Origin of the sequence: Pseudomonas sp. Colony2, from assembly GCF_019382755.1 — a bacterium.
GTDB lineage: Bacteria > Pseudomonadota > Gammaproteobacteria > Pseudomonadales > Pseudomonadaceae > Aquipseudomonas.
This window is the reverse complement of the sequence record NZ_CP080030.1, coordinates 6192840-6206001: the sequence shown is the minus strand read 5'-3', so window position 1 is coordinate 6206001 and position 13162 is coordinate 6192840. Positions and strand designations below refer to the sequence as shown.

14 protein-coding genes, 1 tRNA gene and 2 pseudogenes are annotated in these 13162 nt (G+C 60.6%); 11 read left to right on the top strand and 6 right to left on the bottom strand.

Going from position 1 to position 13162, the window contains the following annotated elements; all coding sequences use genetic code 11:
* Positions 1-227, top strand: a pseudogene (locus JV201_RS29995) (hypothetical protein); the annotation flags it as partial.
* Positions 228-292: 65 nt separating this feature from the next.
* The gene (locus JV201_RS25195) at positions 293-508 is read left to right on the top strand and encodes a hypothetical protein (protein WP_003215917.1); all 216 of its coding nucleotides are present in this window, start codon (positions 293-295) and stop codon (positions 506-508) included.
* Here JV201_RS25195 and yacG read toward each other — a convergent pair.
* From yacG to JV201_RS25175, 4 genes are all read right to left on the bottom strand, one after another.
* Positions 505-705: a DNA gyrase inhibitor YacG gene (gene yacG, locus JV201_RS25190; RefSeq protein WP_003215918.1), complete on the bottom strand. Its 201-nt coding sequence runs from the start codon at positions 703-705 to the stop codon at positions 505-507. The genes JV201_RS25195 and yacG overlap by 4 nt on opposite strands.
* The gene (gene coaE, locus JV201_RS25185; RefSeq protein WP_008437307.1) at positions 702-1325 is read right to left on the bottom strand and encodes a dephospho-CoA kinase; all 624 of its coding nucleotides are present in this window, start codon (positions 1323-1325) and stop codon (positions 702-704) included. Before coaE ends, yacG begins: the two co-directional genes overlap by 4 nt.
* Positions 1322-2128: an A24 family peptidase gene (locus JV201_RS25180; RefSeq protein ID WP_257903339.1), complete on the bottom strand. Its 807-nt coding sequence runs from the start codon at positions 2126-2128 to the stop codon at positions 1322-1324. The genes coaE and JV201_RS25180 overlap by 4 nt, the downstream gene beginning before the upstream one ends.
* Before the next feature lie 68 nt (positions 2129-2196).
* Entirely contained in the window at positions 2197-3405 is a 1209-nt protein-coding gene (locus tag JV201_RS25175) for a type II secretion system F family protein (protein ID WP_178965033.1), read from the bottom strand.
* 201 nt (positions 3406-3606) lie between these two features.
* Here JV201_RS25175 and JV201_RS25170 point away from each other — a divergent pair, with 201 nt between their 5' ends.
* A complete protein-coding gene (locus tag JV201_RS25170) occupies positions 3607-4020 on the top strand; it encodes a pilin (RefSeq protein ID WP_177044332.1) in 414 nt (137 codons plus the stop codon).
* Positions 4021-4039: 19 nt separating this feature from the next.
* On the opposite strand, the gene JV201_RS29990 is transcribed toward JV201_RS25170, so the two are convergent.
* The gene (locus JV201_RS29990) at positions 4040-4342 is read right to left on the bottom strand and encodes a hypothetical protein (protein ID WP_257903267.1); all 303 of its coding nucleotides are present in this window, start codon (positions 4340-4342) and stop codon (positions 4040-4042) included.
* On the opposite strand from JV201_RS29990, the gene JV201_RS25165 reads away from it, so the two are divergent.
* From JV201_RS25165 to JV201_RS25155, 3 genes are all read left to right on the top strand, one after another.
* Complete coding sequence (locus JV201_RS25165; protein ID WP_257903266.1) at positions 4341-5516, top strand: O-antigen ligase; 1176 nt, start codon at positions 4341-4343, stop codon at positions 5514-5516. The genes JV201_RS29990 and JV201_RS25165 overlap by 2 nt on opposite strands.
* 39 nt (positions 5517-5555) lie before the next feature.
* Positions 5556-5628: transfer RNA gene (locus JV201_RS25160), tRNA-Thr, on the top strand.
* Between the two features lie 136 nt (positions 5629-5764).
* Positions 5765-6070: a DUF6388 family protein gene (locus JV201_RS25155; RefSeq protein WP_008437299.1), complete on the top strand. Its 306-nt coding sequence runs from the start codon at positions 5765-5767 to the stop codon at positions 6068-6070.
* 134 nt (positions 6071-6204) lie between these two features.
* Here the strand turns inward: JV201_RS25155 and nadC are convergent, their stop codons facing one another.
* Positions 6205-7053 carry a carboxylating nicotinate-nucleotide diphosphorylase gene (gene nadC, locus JV201_RS25150; RefSeq protein WP_008437288.1) on the bottom strand — a complete coding sequence of 283 codons (849 nt, stop codon included), beginning with the start codon at positions 7051-7053 and terminating at the stop codon, positions 6205-6207.
* A gap of 282 nt (positions 7054-7335) precedes the next feature.
* Between nadC and JV201_RS25145 the strand changes: the two genes are divergently transcribed.
* From JV201_RS25145 to JV201_RS30295, 5 genes and pseudogenes are all read left to right on the top strand, one after another.
* Complete coding sequence (locus JV201_RS25145; protein WP_087694621.1) at positions 7336-9495, top strand: DUF1631 domain-containing protein; 2160 nt, start codon at positions 7336-7338, stop codon at positions 9493-9495.
* Positions 9496-9556: 61 nt separating this feature from the next.
* Positions 9557-10120, top strand: a complete 564-nt coding sequence (ampD, locus tag JV201_RS25140) for a 1,6-anhydro-N-acetylmuramyl-L-alanine amidase AmpD (protein ID WP_003215934.1) — start codon at positions 9557-9559, stop codon at positions 10118-10120.
* On the top strand, positions 10117-10953 hold the full coding sequence (ampE, locus tag JV201_RS25135; protein ID WP_003215936.1) for a regulatory signaling modulator protein AmpE: 837 nt from the start codon (positions 10117-10119) through the stop codon (positions 10951-10953). The genes ampD and ampE overlap by 4 nt, the downstream gene beginning before the upstream one ends.
* Positions 10954-11146: 193 nt before the next feature.
* A pseudogene (locus JV201_RS30300) lies at positions 11147-12238 on the top strand (methyl-accepting chemotaxis protein); the annotation flags it as partial.
* The gene (locus JV201_RS30295; RefSeq protein WP_371135982.1) at positions 12215-13144 is read left to right on the top strand and encodes a methyl-accepting chemotaxis protein; all 930 of its coding nucleotides are present in this window, start codon (positions 12215-12217) and stop codon (positions 13142-13144) included. The pseudogene JV201_RS30300 and the gene JV201_RS30295, both read left to right, overlap by 24 nt.
* The last annotated feature ends 18 nt before the right edge of the window (positions 13145-13162 follow it).

The window sequence follows — 13162 nt, the reverse complement described above, 5'->3', positions numbered from 1 at the left end:
TGTGCCTGCTGGCAGGCCTGGGSYTGCTGTGGTTCGATGGCCGTTTTGCGATGCCGGAATGGATCGAGGATTTTGTCGGCTACTTGTGGCTGATCATTTTCCCCGAGGCCTTTATCAACGGCATGGTGATCAGCGCCCTGGTGGTGTTCTGCCCCGAGTGGCTGGAGACATTCAACCGCACTCGCTACCTCTCGGCGCCCTGGAAGGATGACGATCCGCGGCCTTGATCCAGGTCAAATGCCGCACGCGCAAGTGGTCGCATGCTCTGCAAAATTTCCAGGAGCACGGAATCATGAGTGTGTACGAGTGGGCACGGCAGGAGTTACGCAGAAGCCAGGACGCGGCGCAGGAAATCGGCTTTGACCCGGGCTTGACCCTGCGCGCCATGCTCAGTGCGGTGGTGCAGCAGAGCAAGGGCGTGCGCAGTTTTGAAGACCTGGCCGACGAGCTGCAGTACCTTGCAGAGAATCTCGACGACCAGCAGGACTATGGCTTTATGCGGCCTTAGTGTTTGGGCTGAAAGTCTTCGGAGAACAGGTCGTCCTCGGCGTCCGGGCTGACCGGGATCTTGTGTTCCTCGGACGCCCAGGCGCCCAGGTCGATCAGTTTGCAACGGTCCGAACAGAAGGGACGGTTGACGTTTTCTGCTTTCCATTCCACAGGTGCGCCGCAGGTTGGGCATTCGACGTTCAAGGGTTGGCTCATGATCGGCCTCCACGCAAAGTAAGGTAAAAGTGGTGCAGTCGCTCGACCTCGGCGTGCAGCCGGGCCAGGTCCTGGTCATTGACCAGCACGTCATCGGCATGGCGCAGGCGGTCTTCACGCGTGGCCTGGGCCTTGAGAATCGCCTGCACCTGCGCTTCGCTGATGCCATCGCGTTGCAGGGTACGCTGTATCTGCAACGATTGCGGCACGTCGATCACCAGCACCCGCTGGGTCATGGTGTACTGGCCGGACTCGATCAGCAGTGGTGACACCAGGATCGCGTAAGGCGATTGTGCACGCGCCAGGTGGCTGCGAATCTCCTCGGCTATCAGCGGGTGCAGCAACGCCTCCAGCCAGCGGCGCTCGTCGGGCACTTCGAAGATCAGCTTGCGCAACGCGCCGCGGTCCAGTTGCCCGTCAGGCTGCAGCACACCCGCACCGAAATGCCCGGCAATCTGCGCCAGGGCAGGGCGCCCGGGTTCGACTACCCAGCGCGCGGCGTGGTCGGCGTCAATCAAGTCCACGCCAAGCCGGACGAAGTGTTCGGCGGCGGCGCTTTTGCCACTGCCGATGCCGCCAGTGAGGCCAAGAATCCAGGGTGTTGCGACAGAAGTGGTCATCTGAAACCGACAGACTGCAAATAGAAGTCGGTTATTTGACCACCCCAGAGCAATGCAATCCAGCCGGCAATTGCCAGATACGGACCAAAAGGCATTGGAGTGGATGCCTGGGCTTTGCGCAGGCGCAATAGAATCAGGCCTCCCATCACACCCACCAGGGAAGACAGCAACAGCGTCATCGGCAGGATCTGCCAGCCGCCCCAGGCCCCGAGCATGGCCAGCAGCTTGAAATCCCCGTGCCCCATCCCGTCCTTGCCGGTGATCAGCTTGAACAACCAGAACACCGACCACAGGCTCATGTAGCCGGCTACCGCGCCCCACAACGCATCGGGCAATGAAACAAAAACGCCAAAGCTGTTGAGGATCAACCCCAGCCAGAGCAACGGTAGCACCAACGCATCCGGCAGCAGTTGGTGGTCTGCATCGATCAGGCTCATCGCCAGCAAGCCCCAACTCAACAACAACGCCGCTCCGGCTGCCCAGCCAAAACCGAAATGCCAGGCGGCAACCGCCGAGATCAACCCGCACGCCAGTTCGGTGATGGGATAACGCGCGCCAATAGGTTGATGGCAACTTGAGCAACGTCCCTTGAGCAGTACATAACTGAGCAGCGGAATATTCTCCCAGGGGCGAATCGGGTGGTTGCAACGCGGGCAGCAGGAGTTTGGGTGCATCAGGTTATAGGGCGCGGCGACAGGCTCGGCGGGAAGGCCCAGTACTTCATGGGCCTGGGCTCGCCATTCGCGCTCCAGCATCTTCGGCAGGCGCCATACCAGCACGTTGATAAAACTGCCGACAATCATGCCCAGCAGCAACGCGCCTGACACAAACACCCACGGCTGATAAACGAGGATCTCAGTCAATGGCGTGCTCAAAAGGCTGTACCGAGTTGAAAGATCGGCAGGTACATGGCCAGCACCAATGCCCCGACGATGCCGCCGAGTACCACCATGATCAGCGGCTCCATGAGGCTGGTAAGGTTGTCCACCAGGTTATCGACGTCAGCCTCGTAGTGGCAGGCGACTTTTTCCAGCATGTTATCGAGGGTGCCCGACTCCTCGCCGATAGCCGTCATCTGGATCGCCATGCCTGGAAACAGGCCGCTTATGGCCATGGATTCATTCAGCTGGATTCCGGTTGCAACGTCGTGCCGCATACGATTGATTGCCTGTTTGAACTGCCCGTTACCCGTGGCGCCGGCCACGGAATCCAATGCCTGCACTAATGGAACGCCCGCCGCAAAGGTGGTCGAGAGCGTGCGAGCATAGCGGGCGACCGCCGATTTTTTCAGCAGTGTGCCTGCCACGGGAGCTTTCAACAAACTGGCATCGAGCCAGTGGCGAAAGCCTGTGGACGAGCGATAGGCTTTGCGCAGTCCTGCGAAACCGGCACCCGCGGCCAGGATCAGCATCCACCAGCTTTGCTGCATGAACTCCGACAGGCTGATGACGCCCAGGGTAAAGCCCGGCAGTTGTGCATCGACGCCGGCAAACAACCCCTGAAACTGCGGCACCACATGAATCAGCAGGATTGCGCTGACAGCGGTGGCGACTGCCAGTACCGTCACGGGATAGGTCATGGCCTTCTTGATTCTGGCTTTCAGCTGTTCGCTTTTTTCCAGGTGAATGGCCACCCTTTCCAGCAGCGCTTCGAGTGCGCCCGCCTGTTCACCCGCCGCAACCAGGTTGCAGTACAGATCATCGAAGTAGCGTGGGTATTTCTGCAAGGCGACAGCCAGGCTGCTGCCGGCGGCGATCTCCTGCTTCAAGCCTTGTACCAGCGCCCCCATATGCCGGTTGTCGAAGCCCTCGGCGATGATATCCAGCGCCTGTAAAAGTGCGATACCAGCCTTCAGCAGCGTCGCCAATTGGCGGGTGAAGAGGGCGATCTCTGCCGGTTTGACCGGCAGGGCGAGGCTCGGCCAACCGGCGAATTTCTTGCGTACGCGCCCAGGATTGATACCTTGCTGGCGCAGCAGTGCCTTGATCAGGGCGGGATTGTGACCACGGGTTTCTCCGGATACCTTGCGCCCTTTGCGGTTGACGCCTTCCCAGGCATAGATCGCTGAAACATCATTCATTTCACGGTTCCGCACACAGACAGTGGAAGATTTATAGCTTAGTCAGGTGACGGATTCGGGCAGGCTCGCCGTGAGCGAAAAAATGTCAGTTTGTGCGTCTTGTTCAGCATTGGCTGCGCGGGGGTGAGTACACTGGCGCGGTTGCCGAGACGGGGTGCAGGATGCGCCTCGCGAAAGGTTTTATTCTGGAGAGTGAATGTGATGCGTCAGAAAGGTTTTACCTTGATCGAATTGTTGATCGTCGTGGCAATCATCGGCATTTTGGCCACCATCGGCCTGCCCATGTATACCAAGCACCAGGCCAAGGCCAAGTTCACCGCAGGGCTGGCCGAAGTCTCCGCGTTGAAGGCGGGCTTTGAAGACACGCTGAACCAGGGGACGCCACCGACCCTGGCATTGATCGGCGGGACCAGCCCCACGGCCAACTGCAGGATTGAGGTGACTGGCGACGTTGCCACGGGGGCGGGCACGATCGCCTGCGAAATCCTCGACGCACCCGCGCCGGTCCTGGGCAAGATCATCACCTTGACCCGTAGCGCCACAACCGGCTGGAAGTGCACCACCACGGCAGAAGACCAATACGCCGCTAAAGGTTGTGCTTCCGGCGGCGCCTGATCATCAGGTCGTCTACTGTTTACGCAGCAATGGAGAGCGTGTGTGTAAACCGCTCTACACCCACCACAAGGAAGTAGAGGTTGCCGATGACGTTGTCTGTCCAGCAGCGGGGGAACATATTCCTCGTCGTGGTTATGTGTCTGCTGATGCTGGCTATCTGCGCGCCGTTCAGTAGCCATGACTGGCAACGTGCGGTGCAGATATCGGTGGGGCTGTGTGCGGTGGTGTATGGGCTGTGCTTGCCGCGGGCAGAGCGATGCGTCGACAGGTCGACAGCGCTCGGGGTGTCGCTGATTGGAGGCGCTGGGCTGGTTTCGGCCATGTTGGCCCACCAGCCACTCTGGGCGTTGACCGAGCTGGCGCTGCTCATCAGTTGCTGCGCCATTGCCGCGGCTTTCAGCCGGGCCAGGCGCAATGGGGATGAGTCCCTGGATCGTGTATTGGTCCTGTTCGTATTGCTGCTGTGCATGGTTAAAAGTATTCAATATCTGCACGCCGGGGTCCTCGCCTTCACCAGCGGCGAAGCAATCGTGAATACCGATTTGCTGTTGTCCGGGTTCTCCAATAAACGTTTCTACGGTCAGTTCCAGACCTTCACCCTGCCGCTGCTGGCGCTTCCGTTGCTGGTTTCAAACGTTGCTCGTCCAGCGCGGGGCGCAGTGTTCGCCCTGCTGTGTGTCTGGTGGTTGATCGCGATCGGTGGCGGTACCCGCGGCACCTGGCTCGGTATGGGCGCTGCCGGCTGCGTCCTGATGTTCCTGGGGCCGCAGGGGCGTCGCTGGCTGGCCTGGCAGTTGGCGGCACTGGCCTGTGGGTTAGTGTTGTATTGGTTGGTCTTCACGGTGCTGGCAGGGTACTTGGGGATTGTAATTTCCAATGGTGCCGTAGATCGACTGACCACCAACCTTTCGGGGCGTGGGCCGATATGGTTGCAGGCCTGGAGCATGATTATCGAGCGGCCTTGGCTGGGTTTCGGGCCGATGCATTTTGCCGACATCGCCAATGACATTGCCGCGCATCCCCACCAGGCGATTCTGCAGTGGGCCAGCGAATGGGGCGTACCGTCGACGCTGTGCGTGATCGCGTTGGTCGCGTGGGCGGGTTGGTCAACCTTGGACGTGTTGCGTAAGCGTGCGTTGTCATTGGCGCCCGTGGACCTGCTGCGCCTGTGCCTGTTTGCCTCTCTGATCGGTGCACTGACCCAGGCACAGGTGGATGGGGTAATCGTGATGCCGGTGTCGCAACTCTGGCTGGCGCTGGTGGTTGGCTGGCTGATGGGATTGCATGTGTGGCGCGTTCCATCGGTCGCCCCGGTACCGGCGTTGTACAGGGTGTGGATGGCAGCGAGTGTCGTGGCCGTCGGCTTGCTGGTGTTCGTCGCGATTCGTGACGTGCCCCGACTCACGGAGCGCAGCGAGCACTACATGGGCCTGAGTAACGGTCACCTGCAGCCACGCTTTTGGGTGCAAGGTGTGATTGCCCTCGAAATGCAGTGAGTTGCCGGACGTCCAAGGCAGTGCTAGCTTTAGCCCACCGCCCGTGTAGCTCAGCCGGTAGAGCAGCGCACTCGTAACGCGAAGGTCGCAGGTTCGATTCCTGTCTCGGGCACAAAGGCAACACAGTTTTCAGATGATCCCAGAATGGTTCTGAAGGCCAGACGAACCGGTATTCATGCCTGTTCTTTTGTATCTGCGCGACCTTGATGACCCAGATGCATCCCCATTCCTCGATCTAAGAGAACGACATGACCACACAAGAAATGACCCAGGAAGCGCGGCACGAAGCAGCCCTCAAAAAGTACGTCGCGGAATCGCCGGAACTGCTGGATGAGATCAAGGACCTGAGCGCCGATGATCAAAGGGACCAGATCCAATGGGCGTTTGAGGATGAGGCCGAGGCCCAGGGCCTGCAGCCATGGGAACTGACCCTGAAGTACACCTCCACCCCCGAAGCGTTCGAGGCGGCGCGCCTGGCTTTGCACAAGGAAGCGGCCGAGGTGTTGGGTGTCGACTGGAACGAGTATTGCGGGATGAACAATCTCGCGATCTGACACAAGTTTAATGTGGCGAGGGGGCTTGCTCCCGCTGGGTTGCCAAGCGACCCCAAAAACCTTTGGAGCGCTGCGCACTCCAGCGGGAGCAAGCTCCCTCGCCACAAAAGCAGGCGCTTACATTCAAGGGCGTTTCAGAGACTAAGCCGCATCGACAAATCCACCGCCTTCACATCCTTGGTCATCGCCCCGATGGAGATGTAGTCCACGCCGGTTTCAGCGATGGGCAGCAGGGTGCTTTCGTTGATCCCGCCACTGGCCTCCAGCTTGGCTTTGCCGTTGTTCAGGCGCACCGCTTCGCGCATGTCATCCAGGCTCAGCTCATCCAGCATGATGATATCGGCGCCCGCCGCCAGTGCCTCACGCAGTTCCTCCAGGCTTTCCACTTCGATTTCCACCGGCTTGCCCGGGGCGATCTTGTGGGCGGCGCTGATCGCCTGGGCAATGCCGCCGCAGGCTGCGATATGGTTTTCCTTGATCAGGAACGCGTCATACAGGCCGATGCGGTGGTTGTGGCAACCACCGCAGGTCACTGCATATTTTTGCGCCAGGCGCAGGCCGGGCAGGGTCTTGCGGGTATCCAGCAGCTTGACCTGGGTGGACGCGACAAAGTCCGCCAGGTATTGGGCGCGGGTGGCAACGCCTGACAACAGTTGCAGGAAATTCAGCGCGCAACGCTCGCCACTGAGCAGCGAGCGGGCCGGGCCTTCAAGGTGAAACAGCGCCTGGTTGGGGCTGACACGTTCGCCGTCGCGCACCTGCCAATGCACCGCGACGCGTGGGTCCAATTGGCGAAACACCGCTTCCACCCAGGCCGTGCCGCTGATGACGGCGGCGTCGCGCGTGATGATCGTGGCCTTGGCCAGGCGTTCGGCGGGGATCAGTTGTGCGGTGATATCCCCGCTGCCGATGTCTTCCAGCAATGCGCGACGCACGTTGGCTTCGATTTCGGCGGTCAGGTCGGCTAGACGAAGATTGGGCATAACAGGCTCCACAAACAAAGTGCCTGGATTATAGGGGCAGGGCGGGCCTGAACCCAAGGCAACTGGCACCACGGGTGCGGTGCGCGATGTTCATTTACACGGCAATCACAGAGTTCGCTGGCGCAACAACCCTCATTTGCAAGATAATCTCGCGCCTTGCAATTGGCGTCATAGCTTTGACGTCACGGTGATAGCCCGATTTTCGCAGTGCCCCGGCGTGCTTCGCGCCGTTGCTGCACCGATCCTTCACACAATCGAATACCGCCGTTTCAGGAGGCCAGGATGCACAATGACGGGAAGGTGGTGCCGATCAATAAGGCACGGGCGACGCCATCGCCGCTCGCCCGCCTGCCGGTGGTGTTGCTCCAGGTCCGTGACAAGGCGGCGCAGCAACTCAGGCAGGGACTGCAGGAGCTGTTTGATAACGCCGACGACACCCTGTTCGAAATGGCCGACAAGACCCGCAGTAACGTCGACCACGGTATTTTCTTTGAAGCCATGCGCGACCTGCGCCTCAAGCGCAAGAATTTCGAGCGTGGCTTCATGGAGCAACTCTACGAAGCGTTTGCCAATCTTGGCAACGTGGAGCGCGGTGAGCTGCAACTGATTCCGGTGGTGTCCTACACCGCGGCGCCCGGGGTCTCGGGCGATGAGCTGGAAAAAGCCGTCGCGCTCGAGGCCATGCTGGGCAAGGTGCTGCGCCGTGACGGGCTCGCCCTTGGGCAATTGACAGCCCGGCTCAATGCCTTGCTCGACAAACGCCTGGATGATCGGGACAACCCCCTGGGCCCGGCAATGCTGTGCGCGTTTTTTCTGCAAGCAGGACGCAGCCTTGGCGTGGAAATCCGGGTCAAGCTGATCATTCTCAAGCTGTTTGAGAAATACGTGCTCAGTGACGCTGATCTGTTGTACGGCGAAGCCAATCAGTTGCTGATCGCCACCGGCGTATTGCCCGAACTCAAGGCCGTGCCATCGCGGCGCGCCGTCGCCACGGCCGAGTTGCCTGAAGACACCCCGCCGATTGCCGGCCACCCGGCAGACGACAGCGGCCAGGAAGTTTTCGCGGCGTTGCAGGAATTGCTGTCGGCAGTGCGCGGCAGCGTGGCACCCACGCTGGAAGCCAGCGCCGAGACCCAGCCCATCTCCACCCGTGACCTGCTGCGCCTGCTCTCCCATTTGCAGCAATATGTGCCTGAGCCTGAGGTCGAGGACGATTTCGACCTGCGCAACCAGCTTGAACAATTGCTGACCCGGGTCAGCGTCAAGAGCGGCAAGTCGCGGGTGGTGGAGGATGCGGACGAGGATGTGATCAACCTGATCGCCATGCTGTTCGAGTTCATCCTCAATGACGGTACGGTGCCCGAGTCCCTCAAGGCGCTGATCGCCCGCCTGCAGATCCCGATGCTGAAAGTGGCGGTGCTGGACAAGAGTTTTTTCAGCCGCACCAATCACCCGGCGCGACGCTTGCTCAATGAAATCGCTTCGGCGGCCATGGGCTGGAGCCAGCGCGACGATTATCAGCGCGACAGCCTGTACCTGCACATCGAGCAGGTAGTGCAGCGGTTGTTGAATGATTTTGTGGATGATCCGGCAATCTTTTCCCAGTTACTGACCGAGTTCACCGCGTTTACCCATGACGAGCGACGCCGCAGCGAATTGCTGGAGCAACGTACCCGCGATGCGGAAGAAGGGCGCGCCCGTACCGAAATCGCTCGTCAGCGTGTAGCCGAAGCCCTCAATCTGCGGTTGCTGGGCAAAGTACTGCCCGAGGTCGTGGTGCAGTTCCTGCAACAGGCCTGGAGCCAGGTGCTGTTGCTGGCGTGCCTGAAGCATGGCGAGCACTCGCCACAATGGCTGGCCGGGTTGCGCACCATGGACGAGTTGATCTGGAGTGTCGGCCTCAGCGAAGACACCGAAGCCGGCCGGCACCTGCTGGAGCAGTTGCCAGGCTTGCTGAAAGCCTTGCGCGATGGGTTGAGCGGCGCGGCATTCGATCCCTTCATTACCCGGGAATTTTTCACCCGCTTGCAAACCCTGCATGTCCAGTCGTTCCGGGGCAGTGCCGAGGAACAACCGTCGCTGTCGCAAGTCGAGGTGCGCGAGGCATTCGTCCTCAGTCCCGCGGCACCGGCCATCGAGGCGAGCCTGCCGGAAGATGATCCCGACCTGCTCAAGGTTCGCCAACTGCGGATCGGTTGCTGGGTGGAATTTCAGGAAGACGCCGAAAACACCCTGCGTTGCAAGCTGACGGCGATTATTGCGCCGGGCAATACCTGTATTTTCGTCAATCGAACCGGCCTCAAGGTATTGGAAAAAAATCCGCTTGAACTGGCCCTGGAGTTCAAGCGCGGCGCGGTGCGAACCCTGGATGATGCGCTGTTGTTCGACCGCGCCCTGGCTTCGGTGATTGGCAACCTGCGCCAACTTCATCGCGCCAAGTGATCGCAACCAGACAGCGGAACGCGGCATACTGAGTCACCCCAGCCTCGTTCAAGGAACCAGTATGCAGTTGGACCCCGCCAGCGGTTGGTGCCAGGGCATTCGCCATTGCCCCTCGCCCAACTTCAACGAGCGCCCCGGTGGCGAGATTTCCCTGTTGGTGGTGCACAACATCAGCCTGCCACCGGCGCAATTCGCCACCGGCAAGGTGCACGAGTTTTTCCAGAATCGCCTGGATGTCACGGAACATCCCTACTTTGAAGGTATTGCCGACCTACGGGTTTCTGCGCATTTTCTGATTGAGCGTGATGGCGCGGTGACGCAGTTTGTCTCGTGTCGGGACCGGGCCTGGCATGCCGGGGTATCGAGCTTCGAGGGGCGTGAGACGTGTAACGACTTTTCCCTGGGGATCGAGTTGGAGGGCACTGATGACCTGCCCTTCACCGATGCCCAGTATCAATCCCTGATCGCCCTGACGCGCCAGTTGCTGGCGGCGTACACGGGCATTACCCGCCAGCGCATTTGTGGCCATAGCGATATCGCCCCGGGACGCAAGACCGACCCCGGACCCGAATTTGATTGGGCGCGCTTTCGCAGCGCCTTGCAGGATGGAGGACACGCACAATGAGTTTTCTGGTGTTGGTGCTGGCGGTATGGATCGAGAAGTTCTCGGCCCTGCGTCACCGAATACAACGTGATGGCGGTTGGTTGCGGGAACTGGCCAAGCTGGAGTCGAGCGCCAGCCTGGGCAAGCAGCCGTGGCTGATCCTCACATTGCTGGTGCTGCTGCCGGTGGCCTTGCTTGCGTTGTTGTTGCTGGTGCTGGAGCCAGTGGCCTATGGCCTGTTGGCGCTGCCGGTGCACTTGCTGGTGGTGATCTACAGCCTGGGCCGTGGCGATCTCCTGGCCGGATTGGGCCCGTTCCGTGATGCCTGGCGCCGGGGTGACCTGCAAGCGGCCGAACATGTGGCCGAACGTGACTTGAGCATCAGTGCCGACAGTGGTGAGCAGTTGCTGGAGCGGGTCCAGGGCCATCTGTTGTGGCAGGCCTACCAAAGCTTCTTCGCGGTGATTTTCTGGTACTTCCTCCTCGGGCCGGTGGCCGCCCTGGCCTACCGTCTGCTGGCGCTGGCGACCGAGAACAGCAAGAACCCACTGGTGGCCGAGCGTGCCGGGCAATTGCGCCATGCCTTCGACTGGTTGCCGGTACGTTTGCTGGCGGCGAGTTTCGCCCTGGTCGGCAACTTTGTGGCGGTCGGCCGGGTGATGCTGCATGAGCTGCTGAGCTGGGACATCAGTGCTGCGCAACTGGTGGAGAAGGTGGGCCTGGTGGCCGCGGAGATCCCGCCACCGGTGGTAGGCGCCGAGGGCATCAACAGCCTTGATCGTATCTGGGAGTTGCTGCTGCGTGCCGCCGTGCTGTGGTACGCCGGCTTTGCCATCTGGACCGTGCTGCCCTGATTTGCCCCCCCTGTAGGAGCGGGCAAGCTCGCTCCTACCTCGTTAACCTTAAGTTACAAACCTCCTTTTCGAATTGAGCTATACAGACAGAGCGCCAAATAGTGGCTATCTGCCGCCGCCCTGCGCCCTCAATAAAAATAAAAGAAAAGGGAGTTCACCTGTGAAGAGCTTGCTCTATCCCGCCGTCGCGTTCATGAACCGCCTGACCTTCGGCATGAAGTTCAGCCTTATCAGCGTGCTGTTCCTGTTGCCGATGCTGGCCACCAACTACTACCTGGTGCGCGATTCCTGGCGTGAATTCCAGGGCACTCGCATCGAGCTGCAAAGCCTCGACCTGCTGGGCAGCAGCCTGGCCCTGCGCCGCGACCTGGAAACCCTGAACAACCAGGTACAGATCAACGCAACCCTCGGCCAATCAGGCAAAGCCGGTGATATCGAAAACAAAATTACCGCCCTCGAAGACAGCCTGCTGCAGCGCCTGCAAAGCTTCCACGCCCTGTCCGCCGACCCAGAACAGGCCGCCGCCTTCGAAGCCAAGCGCGATGAAATGATCGCCGCCTTCAAGGCCCAGCAACAGGAAACTTCACTGCTCAGCAAAAGCGCGCTGATCGGCAAACTCCTCAACAAGGCGCAGATGCTCAGCCAGATCATCGCCAGCCAGTCGGGTTTGAGCCGTGACCCCCAGGGCGACCTGCGCCAACTCAGTGAACTGATCACCAGCGTTACCCCACAAGTCACCCAGACCCTGGGTGAAGGCCGGGCCATGGGGGCTTATTCGTTGGGCCAGGGTTTTCTCAATTCGTCGTCCAGCACTCGTTTTGACGAGCTGCTGCAGCAACTGGAAAAGCTCCAGGCGGAATACGGCCTGAAACTGCAGGATGCCCTCGGCTCCAGCAAGCCCGCCCACGCAGCATTGGCGAGCCTGGCGGACGCGAGCAAGGCCAGCCTCAAGCAAGGCAGTGAGTTGTTCGAAGAGCAGGTCGTGGTGGCCGAAACCCTCGACGCCCCATGGCAAGACTTCTACGACGACGTCAGCACGTTGATGGCCAAGACCTATCAGCTCGACGAAGCCACCCTGACCTTTCTCGAGCAGCAACTGGAGCAACGCCTGTCGGAAAACCGCACGCACATGATCGGATTGGTGGCGGCACTGGCGTCGGTGTTTTTGCTGATCTTCTATTTGTATGCCGGTTTCTACGCCTCCACCCGCACCACCTTGCGCCGCCTGGGGGCGACGATGGACAAGGTGGCGGCCGGTGACATGACCGTCACCTTCATCGCCCACAGCCGCGACGAACTGGGGGATTTGGGCCAGGTGTTCAACGCCACCGTGGCCAAGATCCATGACCTGATCGAGCGGGTAGGGCACACCGTCAACCAGGTCGAACACCAGGCCGGACAAGTGGAGTCAGTCTCGGCCAGCAGCAACCAGGCCGTGTCCGGCCAACGCAGCCAGATCGAGCAGGTGGCGACCGCCATGAACCAGATGTCCTCCACTGCCCAGGAAGTGGCGCGCAGCGCGGCGGCGGCGGTCAGCAGCGCTCACAGCGTCAACGATGAAACCGTCAGCGGACGCGGCCTGGTGCAGTCCCAGCAAGGCAGTATCGCGGCGTTGGCTTCGGAGATCGATCAATCGGTACGGGTCATCAACCAATTGGCCATCGACAGCCAATCCATCAGTCGCGTGCTGGAAGTGATCAAGAGCATTGCCGAACAGACCAATCTGCTGGCGTTGAATGCCGCCATCGAGGCCGCGCGCGCCGGTGAGCAAGGACGCGGTTTCGCCGTGGTGGCCGATGAAGTGCGCACTTTGGCCCGGCGCACCCAGCACTCCACCGAAGAGATCGAGCAGATGATTGCCAAGCTCCACAGCGGTGTCGGCGCTGCGGTGAAGGCCATGGGCACCAGCCACGAGATGGCCAATGGCACGGTGGGGCAGTCGGAAAAAGTCCAGCAGGCCCTCGAAAACATCCTCGGCGCGGTAGGCATGATCGTCGACCAGAACCAGCAGATTGCCGCCGCCGTCGAACAGCAGACTGCCGTGGCCCATGACATCGATCAGAACATCGTCGAGATCAATCGCGCCGGTGAACATGCAGCGCAGGGCGCGCACCAGACTGAAGAGGCCAGCCGGCAGTTGTCCTTGCAAGTGATCGAGCTGAAGCAGTTGATCGGGGCCTTTCGAGTGTGAGGCATGGCCAGGCATGCA